The organism is Sphingomonas sp. CFBP 13706, from assembly GCF_014842355.1.
Lineage (GTDB): Bacteria > Pseudomonadota > Alphaproteobacteria > Sphingomonadales > Sphingomonadaceae > Sphingomonas > Sphingomonas aerolata.
Map to the genome: position 1 here is coordinate 333,402 of NZ_JACYVM010000004.1, position 14,632 is coordinate 348,033.

The following is a 14,632-nucleotide window of genomic DNA, read 5'->3' on the forward strand; positions in this document are numbered from 1 at the left end:
GGGGAGCCTGCGAGATGAGTGCCATCAGGATCTATACGGCGTCGCTGTGCGCCGGCGTCGCCGCCATGCAGGGGCCGGCGCAGGCGGCGGCACAGCAGGTCGACTGGCCGTCGTCGCGGATCGCGCACCCGAAGCGGGCGGCGATCGGGCCGTATAACGCGGTGTTCCTCGCCGGGTCTGACGGTCTCGAACGTCCGGTACAGGGCTATGCCGCCGACGAGGCGCTGCCGCCGATGCCGCAATGGACGATGCGCGCATGGATCAACCCGACGCTGCTGCCCAAGGGACGCGTGCCGGTCGCGGCGATCGGCAACCCCGCCGGCGCGGCCGCACGGATGTTCGCGCTCGACGATGGCAAGCCCGTTTTCCAGATGGGCGCGACGACGCTCCGCGCCGCTGCGCCGATCACCCGCGAGTCCTGGCACCTGCTGACCGCGACCGCGGATGCGGGCCGGGTGCGCTTCTTCGTCGACGGGCGGCTCGTCGGCACCGCCACCGACGCGGCGATGCCACCGGCCACCGGCGTCGTCGCGCTCGGACCGCGCCTTCCCGGTCAGCCCGGGTTTGCGGGGCGGATCGCCGCGTTCGCGCTCGACCCCGTGCTGCTCGCCGCACCCGCGATCGCGTCGCTCGCCCGGCGCCAGCCCGACGCGGCGCTGATCCGGTTCGAGGATGCCAGCCCCTCCTGGCCGCTGCAGGTGAAGACGCAATATGGCCTGACCGCCCCGCAACCGGCCTGGGAATTCCCGACCGGCAAGGCGCCCTTTTCGAAACCCGTCGCAAGCCCCGTATCGACCGCCCCCGCACTCGCACCGACGCGCGAGGGGCATTATGCCGTCAATGCCTGGCGCCTGGTCGCGGCGCCGACCGTCGAAGTGAACGGGGCCGCGATCTCGCAGCCGGGGTTCGATGCCCGCTCGTGGCATGCCGCGACCGTGCCGGGCACGGTGCTGACGACGCTCGTCGATCGCGGCGTCTATCCCGATCCGACGATCGGCCTGAACAACATGGCGATCCCCGAAAGCCTGTCGCGGCAATCCTGGTGGTATCGCAGCGAATTCACGCTGCCCGCGACCCCGGCCAAGCGGCTGACGCTGACGTTCGACGGCGTCAACTATGCGGCGCAGGTGTGGGTCAACGGCACCGCGGTCGGCGACGTGAAGGGCGCCTTTATCCGCGGGCGGTTCGACGTGACCGACCGGCTCCGGTCCGGGCAGCGCAACAGCATCGCGGTGCTGGTCGCGCCGCCGCCGCATCCCGGCATCGCGCACGAACAGTCGCTCGCCGGCGGGCGCGGCGACAATGGCGGCGCATTGATGAGCGACGGTCCGACCTTCGGCGCGAGCGAGGGGTGGGACTGGATCCCCGGCGTGCGCGATCGCAACACCGGGCTGTGGCAGGGTGTAGATCTCGCCGCGACCGGGTTCATGACGATTGGCGATCCGGCGGTCTCGACCCGCCTCCCGCGGCCCGACAATGCGGTCGCAGAGGTCTCGATCGAGGTCCCGGTGACGAACCACGGCACCGCGCCGGCCTCGGCGACCGTGCGCGCGGCGTTCGACGATGTCGCGGTCGAACAGCGTGTGACGCTTCCGGCCGGTGCCAGCCAGGTCGTGCGCTTCACCCCGAGCAGCTTCCCGCAGCTCGCGGTGCAGAAGCCGAAACTCTGGTGGCCCAACGGCTATGGCGACCCGGCGCTGCACCGGCTCGATCTGACGGTGGCGAGCGACCGGGTCGTGTCCGACCGCCGCAGTCTCGATTTCGGCATGCGCAGCGTGACGTATGAACTGTCGTCGCTCGACACCGCGGGGGCGTTGCGGCGTGTGCTGGTCGATACCGCGCTCGCGCATGATCTCGGCACGCCGGTGATCGACGAACGCCACCCGGCGCTGCGCAAGGTCCGCGGCGGCTGGGCGAATTCGCTGATGCCGGGGGCGGAGACATCGCCTGCGGTCACTGCATTGCCCGACGATCCGCTGTCGCCGCAGATGGTGCTGCGCGTCAACGGCGTCCGCATCGCCGCGCGCGGCGGCAACTGGGGCATGGACGACATGATGAAGCGGGTCGGCACCGACCGGCTGACCCCCTATTTTCGGCTTCACCGCGAGGCGGGGATGAACATCATCCGCAACTGGATGGGGCAGAGCACCGAAGAGGCGTTCTACGCGCTCGCCGACCGCCATGGGCTGATGGTGCTCAACGACTTCTGGGAGTCGACACAGGACAATGACGCGGAGGCGCAGGACGTGCCACTGTTCGTCGCCAATGCGCGCGACGTGGTGCGGCGCTATCGCACCCATCCGTCGATCATCCTCTGGTTCGGCCGCAACGAAGGCGTACCGCAGCCGATCCTGCAGACCGCGCTGCAGGACATGGTCTGGCAGGAGGACGGCACCCGGCTCTACAAGGGCAATTCGCGGGTCATCAATCTCGGCGGATCGGGGCCCTATGAATGGCACCCGCCCGAGGATTATTTCAGCGGCTATCCGCACGGCTTTGCGATCGAGGTCGGTACGGCGAGCTTTCCGACGCTGGAATCGTGGCAGCGCACCGTCCCCGTCGAGGATCGCTGGCCGATCAGCGACACCTGGGTCTATCACGACTGGCATCAGGAACGCGGCGTCTCGATGGCGAGCTTCGTGCGCGCGATGGACACCGAATTCGGTCCGGCCCGCGATCTCGCCGATTTCGAGCGCAAGGCGCAGATGCTCAACTACGAATCGCACCGCGCGATCTTCGAAGGGTTCAATGCCGGGCTGTGGACCACCAACAGCGCCCGGATGCTGTGGATGACGCACCCTGCCTGGCCCTCGAGCGATTTCCAGATCTACTCGTCGGACTATGACACGCACGCCGCGTTCTACGGCACCAAGAAGGGGGCGGAGCCGGTTCATATCCAGATGAACCAGCCGGGCCGTCAGGTGGTGATGGTCAACACCACGCGCCAGCCGCTGACCGGCGTCAGGGCGACCGCGCGAGTCACCGATCTGACCGGCGCGACCGTCGCGACCTACGCGCAGACCGTCGACCTGCCCGCCAACGCCACCGTCGCGCTCTTCCCGCTGGCGCTCGATGCCGCTCTCGCGAAGGGGCCGGTGCTGGTCCGGCTCGACGCGTCCGCCGCCGACGGGAGCCGCGTGTCGGAGAATTTCTACTGGCAAGCGGCGAACCCCGCGGATCTGCGTGCGCTGTCCGCGATGCCGCAGGCCACGCTTCGGGCTGATGTTGCGGCAGGGTCGGCGGCGGCGGGCGAGCGATCGCTCCGCGTCACGCTGTCCAATCCGGGCACGACTCCCGCGTTGCAGACCAAGCTGACGCTGTTCGATGGCAAGGGCGTGCAGATCCTCCCGGCCTATTTCAGCGACAACTATGTCTCGCTGCTGCCCGGAGAGACGCGTGACGTCACCGTCGCCTATCCGGGCGACCGCGGCGTCGCCACGGTGCGGCTGCGCGGGTGGAACAGCCCCGCGACGACGATCGGGGGCAAATAGGCTAGACGACCAGCGACAGCAGCAGCGTCAGCCCCAGACCGACCACCGAGATCAGCGTCTCGCACACGGTCCAGCTGCGGATCGTGTCGGCGACGCTCAGCCCGAAATACTCCTTCACGAGCCAGAAGCCGCCATCGTTGACGTGGCTGAGAATCACCGATCCCGCACCGGTCGCGAGCACCAGCAGTTCGGGCCGGATACCGGGATTGGCCGCGGCCAGCGGCGCGATGATCCCCGCGGCGGTCGCCATCGACACCGTCGCCGACCCGGTCGCCACGCGCATCAGCGCCGCGATCAGCCAGGCGAGCAGGACGATCGGCATATGGACGCGGGTCGCCGCGGCGACGATCGCGTCGGATACGCCGCTGTCGATCAGGACGCGGCCGAATCCTGCGCCCACGCCGACCACCAGCGTGATCATCGCGGTTGGCGCGAGGCAGTCGTTGGTGAACTTCTGGATCGTCCCGAGGTTCATCCCGCGCGCGAGCCCCAGCGTCCAGTAGCTGACGAGCACCGCGGCGAGCAGCGCGACGACCGGCGTGCCGACGAAGCGGAGGATGCCGTCGAGCCGCGATCCGGGCAGCGCGATCATCGTCGCGAGGCTGCCGGCGAGCATCAGCACGACGGGCAGCAGCAATGTCGCAAGCGTGATGCCGAAGCCGGGCAGGCTCCGCGTGTCGTCGGCCTCGACGACCGCTGCTGGGGCGATCGGCTGCGGTGCGAGATGCCGAATCACCAGCCGGCCATAAAGCGGTCCGGCGATCGCGGCGGTCGGGATGCCGACGATCAGCGCGAACAGCACGGTGAGCCCGACATCCGCATTATACGCCTGCGTCGCCAGCAACGCTGCCGGATGCGGCGGGACCATCGCATGCACCACCGACAGCCCCGCCGCCATCGGCAGCCCCATCCGCATCGGATGCTGCCCAAGCCGCCGCGCCAGCGTGAAGACGATCGGCACCAGCAGCACGAAGCCGACCTCGAAGAACACCGGCAGGCCGACGATCAGCGCGACCGTCATCATCGCCCAGTCGGCGCGTGCAGGGCCGAAAAAGCCGATCACGCTGTCGGCGATCCGCTCCGCGCCGCGGCTTTCGACCATCATCTTGCCGAGGATCGTGCCAAGCCCGACGACCAGCGCGATATGCCCGAGCGCGCCACCGACGCCCGCCTCGAAGCTCTTGACGATCGATCCGAGCGGGATGCCGACGACCAGCGCGAGCGCGAGCGACACCAGCGTCAGCGCGATGAACGGGCTCAGCCGCACCCGCACGATCAGCACGATGAGCGCGACGACCGCGATCGCCGCCTCGGTCAGCAGCATGCCGCCCGGCTGCATTTACGGTTTCTTCCAGGCGACGCAGTCGACCTCGACCTTGCAGTCGACGACCATCTGCGACACGACGCAGGCCCGTGCGGGGGGATGCGCGCCGAAATATTCCTGAAACACGCGGTTGAACGACATGAAGTCGCGCGCGTCGTCCAGCCATACGCCGCAGCGTACGACATGCTCGGGGCCATATCCGGCTTCCTCGAGGATCTTCAGCACGTTGCGGATCGCCTGATGCGTCTGCGGGATGATGCCGCCGTCGATCACCTCGCCATCAACCATCGGCACCTGGCCCGATACGAACAGCCAGCCATCCGCGCCGACCGCGCGCGCGAACGGCAGATGCTGGCCACCGGTGCCGCTGCCGCCTTCGACGCCATAACGCTTGAGTCCGTCCGTCATCTGATCATTCCTTCACTGGGTAATGGGGTTTGCGCGGCGCAGCAGCCGGCCCGCGCGGGCGCCGGTCGGTCGGCCGAGCGCGAGCGTCGCGACGCCGTTGACCCAGACACCGACCACGCCATCGGCTGCGGTCGTCGGCTCGTCATAGGTCGCACGGTCGGCGATCCGCGCGGGGTCGAACAGGACGAGATCCGCGGCGAGCCCTTCGCGGACATAGCCACGATCGCGCAGGCCGAAGCGATCGGCGGGAAGCCCGGTCATCTTGCGGATCGCGGTCGCCAGCGGGAACAGGCCGCGGTCGCGCGCATAATGGCCGAGCACGCGCGGGAAACTGCCCCATAGCCGCGGATGCGGCCGCGGATCGCAGGGCAGGCCGTCCGACCCGACCATCGTCAGCGGATGCGCGAGGATCCGGTCGACATCGCTGTCGGTCATGCAGTGATAGACCGCACCCGCCGGTTGCAGCCGCGTTGCGGCGGCGCGCAGGTCGACGTCCCATCCGGCCGCGATGTCCGCGAGCATCCGCCCCGCCTGGGCGGGCTCGGCGTCCGACCAGGTGATCCGGATCGGCGTCTCCGGCACGACCTGCTTCAGATCGAGCGTCGAGGAGCTTGCCGTATAGGGGTAGCAGTCGCACCCGACCGGCTGATGCGCATCGGCGTCCTCGAGCATCGCGAGGATTTCGCCGCTGCGACCATATTGCGGTGCGCCCGCGCATTTGAGATGCGACACGATCACGCGTGCGGCGGCGTGCCGGCCGATCGCGAACGCCTCGTCCAGCGCGGGGACGATCGCCGCCGCCTCGCTGCGCAGATGCGTGCAATAGAGCGCGCCGGTACCGCGCAACGCCTCGGCGATCGCCATCACCTCCGCGGTCGAGGCGGCGTTGGCATTGGCATAGGCGAGCCCGGTCGACAGCCCGAACGCGCCCGCCGCCAGCCCGTCCTCCAGCTCGCGGCGCATTGCCGTGCGTTCGCCGTCGGTCGCATCGCGGTCGAACCCGTCCATGTGTCGCGCGCGCAGCGCGGTATGGCCGATCAGCGCGACGACATTGGTGGCAGGGACCGCGGCGTCGACCGCCTGCGCATAGGCCGCGAAATCGGAATAGCGAAATTCGTCCGCGCCACCGAGCAGCACCAGCGGGTCGGGCAGGGGGGCATGCGCGCTGAGATCAGTGCCTGCGCTGATCCCGCAATTGCCGACCACCACCGTCGTCACGCCCTGCGTCACCTTCGCGGTCATCGCGGGCGCCGCGATCACGACCAGATCGTCATGCGTATGCGCGTCGATGAACCCGGGTGCGAGCGCCAGGCCCCGCCCGTCGATCGCGCCTGGCGGCGGCGACGCGGCGGCTGCCGCGACCCGCGCGATGATCCCGTCGCCTATCTCGACGTCGGCGCGGAAGGCCGCGCCGCCGCTGCCGTCATACACGTCGACACCGGCAATGACTGTCGCCATCATTTCACCTCCCAGAGGTTCCAGAGGTCAGTGCCACGCGTCTGTCGTGGCCGGGCTGGATCGACACTGTCACCGCGGGTCGAAATAATGTAAACAATTTTCTTTATCTGGGAGGTCTGCCGTGAGCGACGTCGGTGTGAAGCTGCACAAGGGTATCGGTCGGGATGCGGCCGCGCGCTGGAACCTGCTCGCGGGGGACGTCATGTTTCCGGCGGCGGTGCTCGATGCACGGCGGATGCAGCATAATCTCGACTGGATGCGCGCGTTCATCGATGCCTATGGCGTGTCGCTCGCACCGCATGGCAAGACGACGATGGCGCCCGCGCTCTTCAAGCGCCAGATCGATGCCGGCGCGTGGGGCATCACGGTCGCCACCAGCCAGCAGGCGCAGGTCGCGGCGGCGCATGGCATCGACACCATCCTGATCGCGAACCAGATCGTCGGCGACGCCAATATCGCCGCGATCGTCGATCTGCTCGCCGATCCTGCGCTGCGGCTGATCTGCATCGTCGACTCTGCCGCCGGAGTGGCGCTGCTCGGGGAGGCGTGCCGCGCCGCCGACGTGTCGCTCGACCTGCTCGTCGAACTCGCCCCCGAACCCGACCAGTCGGGCTTCCGCACCGGCGTCCGCGATGCCGCCGCGCTTGCCGGGGTGCTCGACGCGGTCGCGCACTGGCCGGGGCATCTCCATCTCGCCGGGGTCGAATTCTACGAAGGGGTGCTGAGCGACGAGGCGGAGGTCCGGCGGTTCATCCGTCGTGCGGTGACGATCACGCGCGATCTGCTCGCGACGGGGCGGATCGCGCGGACGCCCGCGATCCTGTCGGGGGCGGGCTCGGCCTGGTACGACGTGGTCGCAGAGGAAACCGCCGCGCTGGCAAAGGCCGGCGATGTCCAGGTCGTGCTGCGCCCCGGCTGTTACATCAGCCATGACGACGGCCTGTACCGCATCGCGCAGGAACAGATCCTGAAACGCAATCCGGTCGCGCCGAGCTTTGGCGACGCGCTGCTGCCTGCGCTCCGCATATGGGCGGTGGTGCAGTCGATCCCCGATCCGGCGCGCGCGGTCATCGCGATGGGCAAGCGCGACGTCGCCTTCGATGCCGGGCTTCCCCGGCCTGCGACGCTGTTCCGCAAGGCGCGCGACCGCCGCCCGGTCGACGCTCCCGCGCACTGGGCGGTGACCGGGCTGATGGACCAGCACGCCTATCTGGCGATCACCCCCGGTGATGACATCGCGGTCGGCGACGTCATCGCCTTCGACATTTCGCACCCCTGCCTCACCTTCGACAAATGGCGGCGGGTGCTGGTGGTCGATGAGAATTTCACCTGCGTCGAGGTGGTCGAGACCTTCTTCTGATCCCGACCTCGACAGCGGGCGTCAGCGCGGCGCCGAGGGCGGACGGTCCTCGGCGCGCGTGCCGAAGCGCGACGGCTTCGCGCCCATCGTGAATTCGAGCTCGCCGCCCTGGATCAGGTCGGCATGCGCGATCCAGTTGCGGGTCCAGGGCTTGCCGTTCCAGCGCACCGACTGGACATAGGGCCGGTCGGGCGCATTGCCGATCGCGCGCACCCGGAGCGTCTTGCCCGCGCCGACGCGCATCTCGCCGCTGTCGAACAGCGGCGACCCGAAGACATAGATCCCCGTCGTCGGATCGACCGGATAGAAGCCGAGCGACGACAGGATGAACCACGCGCTCATCTGGCCGCAATCGTCGTTGCCGATCACGCCGTCGGGATCGTCCTTGTACATCTCGGTACACAGCCGGCGGACCATCGCCTGGGTTTTCCACGGCGTCCCGACATAGGCATAGAGATACGCCACATGATGCCCGGGCTCGTTGCCGTGCGCATATTGCCCGACCAGCCCGGCAATGTCGGGTGGCGCGTTGGCGGGCAGGGTCGAGGGCGCGTTGAAGAAGGAATCGATCTTCGCGTCATACGCCGCATCGCCGCCGAAATGCGCGATCAGCCCGTAAATGTCGTGCTGGTTCAGGAAGGTCGCCTGCCAGCCATTCGCCTCGGTATAGTCCCGCCACCGCGGCTGCGGCATGTGGCCGAGCTGGATCGGATCATAGGCCGCCCACCAGCTTCCGTCGGCGAAGCGCGGCCGGGCAAAGCCGATCTTCGGGTCGATCACGTTGCGCCAGTTGCCGCTGCGCTTGCGGAGCAGCGCCGCATCGTCGGTCTTGCCGATCGCGTCGGCGAGCAACGCCATCGCATGATCGTCATACGCATATTCCTGCGTCCGGCTGACCGACTCCTTGATCTTGTCCGCGGGGATATAGCCGAGCCGCATGTAATGATCGCGGCCGAGCGTCGCGAGGCTGTCCTTGTACTGCGGGTCGAAGGCACGCCGGCGGATATTGGGCCAGGCCGCCGCATAATCGGCCTTGATCCCCTTGGCATGCGCCTCGGCGAGCACCGCGACCGAATGCCAGCCGTTCATGCACCCGGTCTCGAACCCCTGCAACGGCCAGGTCGGCGGGCCATAGGGGCTCTGCTGCGTCTGGCGGATGAGATCGTGGACGAAGCGCTCCGCCATGTCGGGACGGACCAGCGTCATCAACGGATGCAGCGCGCGATACGTGTCCCACAGCGAATAGGCGCTGTACGCGCGTTCGGTCGCGGGAAGGGTGTGGACCTGCTGGTCGAGCCCGACATAGCGACCGTCGCGGTCGCTGAACAAGGTCGGGCCCATCAGCGTGTGGTAGAGCGCGCTCGCCATGATCGTCCGCTGCGCCGGCGTCCCGCCCGCAACCCGGACCATGTCGAGTTCCTTCGCCCAGATCCGCCGCGCGGCGGCGCAGGTCGCGTCGAACGTCCAGCCCGGCGCCTCGGCCAGCGCGCCGCGCGCCCCTGCGACGTCGACCGCGGAGATGCCGGTCTTGACCAGGATCGGTGCCGCGCCCGCATCGTCGAAGAACAGCGCGACCTTCAGCCGATGCCCGGTCACGCCGCGCCCGCCGCCTGCGACCGGCGTGTCGCCGTCGCCATAGAATTGCACGCGGTCGGGCTTGCGCGACAGCTGCATCGCGAAATGGATGCGGCGCCCCTCCGCCCAGCGGAAGACCTGGCGGCTGCCCGTCAGCAGTCCGTCCTCGCCGATCGCCAGCGACGCGTCCTCGATCCGGATCGCCTCCTCCGCGGTCTCCTGCTTGCAGTGCGTCAGGTCGATCAGGATATGCCCCGGACCCTTGGCAAAGGTGTAGCGGTGCAGCCCGGTCCGCTCGGTCGCGGTCAGCTCCGCGAGCACACCCGACTCGAGCTTGACGCGGTAATAGCCCGGCTCGGCATGTTCGTCGGTATAGCGCTGGCGATAGCCGTCGGACGGCGTCTCGCGCGGCCCCGCGACGAGCTTCAGCGGCCTGCGCGTCGGCACCAGCAGCACGTCGAGCATATCGCCGATCCCGGTCCCCGACAAATGGGTGTGCGAGAAGCCCATGATCGAACGGTCGGACTGGTGATAGCCCGAACAGGCATCCCAGCCATGGTTGTTGGTATCCGGCGAAAGCTGGACCATCCCGAACGGCAGGGTCGCGCCGGGGAAGGTATGGCCATGCCCGCCCGTGCCGATGAACAGGTCGGGCTTGGTCACCCCCGGCGACTGCGCGCGTGCGGCAAGGGGAAGGGCCGTGCCGAACGCGGCAAGGGTCGAGCCGGCAAGCAGCTCGCGACGGGTGGCGCGGATCACGCGGTGGTCTCCTAAAGGTCGGGCGGTCGGGGGAATCAGAAGGTCTCGCGCAGCAGGGCGGGGCGGCGCCGCTCGAGATCGAGGATCAGGTCGCCGAACAGCCCGTTCGCCCAGGCGAACCAGGGCCGCGAAAAGCGTTTGGGGTCATCCTTGTCGAACGATTCGTGGATGAAGCCGGTGCCCGCGTCGGTGGTCTTGAGCCAGCGCAGGCATTGCCGGATTTCCGCATCGTCGTCGCTGGTCATCGCGCGGACGATGATCGACATCGGCCAGATCATGCCCAGCCCCTTGTGCGGGCCGCCGATCCCGTCCGCCGCGCTGCCGGTGAAGAAATACGGGTTGCGCGCGCTCCAGGCGGCCGCCCGGGTCCGACGGTACAGCGGATCGGTGCGCGACGCGGCGCCGAGCAGCGGCAGCGCCGACAGGCTCGGCACGTTCGCATCGTCCATGAAGATCGCATTGCCGAACCCGTCCACCTCGAACGCCCAGACGTCTCCGCCCGTGCCCGTGCCGCCCGTGCCCGTGCCGCCCGCGCGATCTGCCATCCGGCCATGCGTGCGCAGCGCCGCGTCAACCTCGTCGGCGAGCGCGATGCACTCCGCCGCCGCGGCGCTGTCGTGCCGCGCCTCGACATGAACCTTGGCGAGCATGCGCAGCGCCGACACCGCGAACAGATTCGACGGGATCAGGAAGGGCAGCGTGCAGGCATCGTCCGACGGGCGGAACATCGAATGGATCAGCCCCACCTTGCGTGTCGGCGCACCGACGCCTTTCAGCATCAGCGTTTCGGTCGCGTGGCGATTGACGCGCTCGAACCGGTACGGGCCGTCATCGGTCTTGCGCTGCTGCTCGCGCATCGTCGCCACCGCCCGCGCCATCGCCTTGGCCCAGAGCGCGTCGAACGGCGCGGTATCGCGCGTCTCGCTCCAGTAGCCATAGGCGAGCCGCATCGGATAGCAGAGCGAATCGAGCTCCCATTTGCGTTCGGCAACGCCCGCGCGCATCTCGGTCAGGTCGTCGATCGCGCCCAGGTTCGACTTGGCCTGCGGATCCGCCATGAAGGCATTGGCGTAGGAATCGATCAGGATGCACCGCGCCTGGCGCTGGATGACGCCGTGGAACAGGCGGCGCAGCGCCGGGTCGCGGCGGCAGAGATGGACATAGGTCTGCATCTGCGCCGAGCTGTCGCGCAGCCACATCGCCTCGATATCGCCGGTGATGACGAACCCGTCCGGCTTGCCGTCGACGATCCCCAACCGGACCGTCGTGTCGAGCGTGTTGGGATAACAGGTCTCGAACAGATGGCGCAGCGCAGGATCCGCGATCCTCGCCTTCACCCGCACGATCTCCTGCTCGACCGCCGGGCTGACGAAGCGACGCTGATCGCGCGGCGGCCGGGCGCCGCCAGCAACGGGCGCCGCCGCCGCGACCCCGAACGCGGGCGTCGCCGCTGCCGTGCACAGCGCCGCAGCGCCGGCCTTCAGCATGTCGCGGCGAAGTAGTGCAGCAGATGACACCCCGATCATGCGGCCGACATCTCCGCACACGCAAGTCCGGGATGAACATTGCTCCGTACACGCTCCACCAATCGCCTGGTTTCCTTGCAGGCGATGCCTCGTGATGCTGCCAATGCGCCTCTCCAATACACGTCCGTGGCCGGCGTCCTCGTCGGGATTGCCGGAAAGATACTGTCGAACCATTGAACGGAGGCGCGACCTGATGTGCTGGGGTCGAGGCTAGGGGTCGACGTACCGGGGCGCAAGCAGATTAAGAAATTTAATTTTCTTTCGTGCGGTGGGTTTTCCATGCGGCTCCAGCGGGGTGGTGCGTGATAGGGCCCGAGCGGATCGATGATCCCGGCCGGGCCCATCGACTTTTCTTTCGCCGGACGTGTAAGAATACGTCGGAGGGGCATATCACGATGGACAAACCGATACGGGAAGCGCGCGGTGCGCGCCTCGCAGTGTCGTTGTCGGGCACGAACCTGGCGCGTGCGAGCGACTATAATCAGCGCGTGGTTCTGCAGGCCATCCGGCTCAGCCCGGAGACCAGCCGTGTCGAGCTGAGCCGGACGACCGGGCTGACCGCGCCGACGATCGCCAACATCACGCGCCGGCTGATCGACGCGGGTCTGGTGAAGGAGGTCGGCCGCCTTCAGGGCCCGCGCGGGCAACCGGCGATCCAGCTGACGATCGAGCCGCTGGGCTGCGTCGCGATCGGCCTCAACATCGATCGCGATCACCTGACGCTGGTCGCGCTCGATCTCGCGGGTCAGGTGCGCAGCCGGATCGCGCAGGATATCGCCTTTGCGATGCCCGAGGACGTCGTCGCGTTCGTCGCGCACAACCTCGAATCGCTGCTCGCGGAGGCCGGGGTCGGACGCGACCGCGTGATCGGCGTCGGCGTCGCGGTGCCCAATGATCTGGGCGTCATCACGCTGCCCGGGCGGCCGTCAGACTATGATCGCTGGGCGGGCCTCTCGATCCCCGCGCTGCTCGCCCCGGTCATGCCCTGGCCGACCGTGATCGAGAACGATGCGGCGGCGGCGGCGATCGGCGAGGCGCAGGCGGGGGCGGGGTCACCGCTGGCGAGCTTCTTCTATATCCTGATCAATTCCGGGCTCGGTGGCGGGTTGATGATCGACCGCCATTTCGTCGAGGGCGCGAACAAGCGCAGCGCCGAACTGGGTTTGCTGCCCGACGCGACCAACCCGGCGCCGGGCGCGGTCGTGCAGGACATCGTCTCGATCTCGGCGCTGCTGCAGATGCTGAAGGACGCCGGCCTCGATGTCGAAAGCCAGAAGGACATCCGGCCCGCCGATCCGCAGACCGACCGCGTGCTCGAACGCTGGGTCGATCTCGCCGCAAAGGCGCTGATCGCACCGCTGATCAACATCACCTGCCTGATCGATCCCGACGCCATCGTCATCGGCGGCCGGCTCGACACCGCGCTGCTCGACCGTCTGATCGCCCGCCTCGCCGGCGAGTTGGCGGTCACCGTACAGCCCCCGATGACCACGATCATCCGCGGCGCGCTCGCCGCCGACGCACCGGTCATCGGCGCCGCGCTGCTACCCTTCCTCGACAAGCTGCTCCCCTCCGACGCCATCCTGATGCAGGTCGGCCGGTAGGGGCGTGAAGAGCCGGAATACGGCCCTTCACGCAGCGTCTGCGGGGAAGGTGCCCCCGCGGCTTACTGGCCCGCGATCAGCTTCGTGTAGGCGGCCACCGGCACCGATTCTCGCGTGCCCTTGGTCGGTTCGATCTTGAAGAAATAGGATTCCGTCCACGCGCGACCGCCGCCCCAGGCCATCGCATCGAGCCAGACGTCACTGTCGGTCTTGATCGACTTGACGACGTTCGCCGCGATCGCGGTGCAGGATGCGGGCAGCCCCTTGGAGCTTCCCAGTGCATATTCGCCCAGGATCGCCCGATACCCCCGCTTCCGCGCAGCGGCAGCGAAGATCTTCAGTCCGCCGTCGCCCGCCGGTTCGCTGACGCACTCCGCATTGGTACCGCTGGAGCCGGTGTCGAAATAGCGATGCGGCGACAGGATGATGCGGTTCAGCGGATCGATGAGGCCGCCCGAGCGATCGATCGCGCACGCGGCGCTCTCGCAGTCCCTGCTGGCCGGTTCGTTCTTGTCGAACCGGAATGACGCAGACCATTGCGGCCATTCGACGAGGATGCGGTGCTTGAATCCCGCCTTGCGAATGCCCGCGACGATCTGGTTGGTATCGCGAACCCATTGCATCCAGTCGTTCGTCACCACGGGATCGGTGAAGAAGCGCGGCTCGTTCATCAGGTCGATCATGACCATTTCGGAATTGTCGAGCTTGCGCAGGATCGGCAGCCAGAATGCGATCTGCTCCGCCGGTGTCGGCCATTTATAGTCATGGCGGTCGAGGATCACGGGCACGTTGCGCGCGCTGGCCGCCTTGACGACGTCGACCACCCGCTGGAGGACGACGGGGTCATTCATCTGGCTGCCGTTGAACGGCAGGCGGATGCTGCGGAACCCGGCCTTGTCGACGTACCAGGCGACGTCGGCCACGGTCGGGCACAGGGCGCCGTTCGCGACGAACGAACATCCCGCGAGATTGACGCCGAACCGCGGCGCGGCCTCGGCGGCCGTGGCGAAGGACAGCAGGGCCGTGGCAGCGGCGATGACGCGAGGAAGAATCATCTTACTTCACCTACGAGGTTTGGATGGAATGCCGTGCTCTCGATGTGAAGCACAGTGCGATCCTTCAAATAG

The 14,632-nt window shown here is 68.2% G+C and carries 9 protein-coding genes; 3 read left to right on the forward strand and 6 right to left on the reverse strand.

Annotated elements, in window-relative coordinates; translation table 11 throughout:
* Positions 1-14 precede the first annotated feature (14 nt).
* Positions 15-3,491, forward strand: coding sequence for a glycosyl hydrolase 2 galactose-binding domain-containing protein (locus IFS44_RS10355; protein ID WP_192098385.1), 3,477 nt, complete (start codon positions 15-17; stop codon positions 3,489-3,491).
* 1 nt (position 3,492) lies between these two features.
* Here IFS44_RS10355 and IFS44_RS10360 read toward each other — a convergent pair whose 3' ends face one another.
* From IFS44_RS10360 to IFS44_RS10370, 3 genes are read right to left on the reverse strand one after another with little or no spacing between them, the layout of a single operon-like run.
* On the reverse strand, positions 3,493-4,830 hold the full coding sequence (locus IFS44_RS10360) for a GntT/GntP/DsdX family permease (protein ID WP_192098386.1): 1,338 nt from the start codon (positions 4,828-4,830) through the stop codon (positions 3,493-3,495).
* Positions 4,831-5,223: a RidA family protein gene (locus IFS44_RS10365; protein ID WP_192070096.1), complete on the reverse strand. Its 393-nt coding sequence runs from the start codon at positions 5,221-5,223 to the stop codon at positions 4,831-4,833.
* A 12-nt stretch (positions 5,224-5,235) separates the two neighbouring features.
* Entirely contained in the window at positions 5,236-6,681 is a 1,446-nt protein-coding gene (locus IFS44_RS10370; RefSeq protein WP_197977819.1) for an N-acyl-D-amino-acid deacylase family protein, read from the reverse strand.
* Between the two features lie 121 nt (positions 6,682-6,802).
* Between IFS44_RS10370 and IFS44_RS10375 the strand changes: the two genes are divergently transcribed.
* A complete protein-coding gene (locus IFS44_RS10375) occupies positions 6,803-8,041 on the forward strand; it encodes an alanine racemase (protein WP_197977820.1) in 1,239 nt (412 codons plus the stop codon).
* Between the two features lie 21 nt (positions 8,042-8,062).
* Here the strand turns inward: IFS44_RS10375 and IFS44_RS10380 are convergent, their stop codons facing one another.
* Positions 8,063-10,375 carry a GH92 family glycosyl hydrolase gene (locus tag IFS44_RS10380; RefSeq protein WP_192098388.1) on the reverse strand — a complete coding sequence of 771 codons (2,313 nt, stop codon included), beginning with the start codon at positions 10,373-10,375 and terminating at the stop codon, positions 8,063-8,065.
* A 35-nt stretch (positions 10,376-10,410) separates the two neighbouring features.
* Complete coding sequence (locus IFS44_RS10385) at positions 10,411-11,901, reverse strand: glycoside hydrolase family 125 protein (RefSeq protein ID WP_192098389.1); 1,491 nt, start codon at positions 11,899-11,901, stop codon at positions 10,411-10,413.
* A 395-nt stretch (positions 11,902-12,296) separates the two neighbouring features.
* Here IFS44_RS10385 and IFS44_RS10390 point away from each other — a divergent pair, with 395 nt between their 5' ends.
* The gene (locus tag IFS44_RS10390; protein ID WP_192098390.1) at positions 12,297-13,505 is read left to right on the forward strand and encodes an ROK family transcriptional regulator; all 1,209 of its coding nucleotides are present in this window, start codon (positions 12,297-12,299) and stop codon (positions 13,503-13,505) included.
* A 62-nt stretch (positions 13,506-13,567) separates the two neighbouring features.
* Here IFS44_RS10390 and IFS44_RS10395 read toward each other — a convergent pair whose 3' ends face one another.
* Positions 13,568-14,560, reverse strand: a complete 993-nt coding sequence (locus IFS44_RS10395; RefSeq protein WP_192098391.1) for a cellulase family glycosylhydrolase — start codon at positions 14,558-14,560, stop codon at positions 13,568-13,570.
* Between the last annotated feature and the right edge of the window lie 72 nt (positions 14,561-14,632).

What these genes read in the sequence shown, in the direction of transcription:
- IFS44_RS10355 (WP_192098385.1), top strand. Translation starts at nt 15, where the DNA reads ATGAGTGCCATCAGGATCTATACGGCGTCGCTGTGCGCCGGCGTCGCC.
- IFS44_RS10360 (WP_192098386.1), bottom strand. Translation starts at nt 4,830, where the DNA reads ATGCAGCCGGGCGGCATGCTGCTGACCGAGGCGGCGATCGCGGTCGTC.
- IFS44_RS10365 (WP_192070096.1), bottom strand. Translation starts at nt 5,223, where the DNA reads ATGACGGACGGACTCAAGCGTTATGGCGTCGAAGGCGGCAGCGGCACC.
- IFS44_RS10370 (WP_197977819.1), bottom strand. Translation starts at nt 6,681, where the DNA reads ATGGCGACAGTCATTGCCGGTGTCGACGTGTATGACGGCAGCGGCGGC.
- IFS44_RS10385 (WP_192098389.1), bottom strand. Translation starts at nt 11,901, where the DNA reads ATGATCGGGGTGTCATCTGCTGCACTACTTCGCCGCGACATGCTGAAG.
- IFS44_RS10390 (WP_192098390.1), top strand. Translation starts at nt 12,297, where the DNA reads ATGGACAAACCGATACGGGAAGCGCGCGGTGCGCGCCTCGCAGTGTCG.
- IFS44_RS10395 (WP_192098391.1), bottom strand. Translation starts at nt 14,560, where the DNA reads ATGATTCTTCCTCGCGTCATCGCCGCTGCCACGGCCCTGCTGTCCTTC.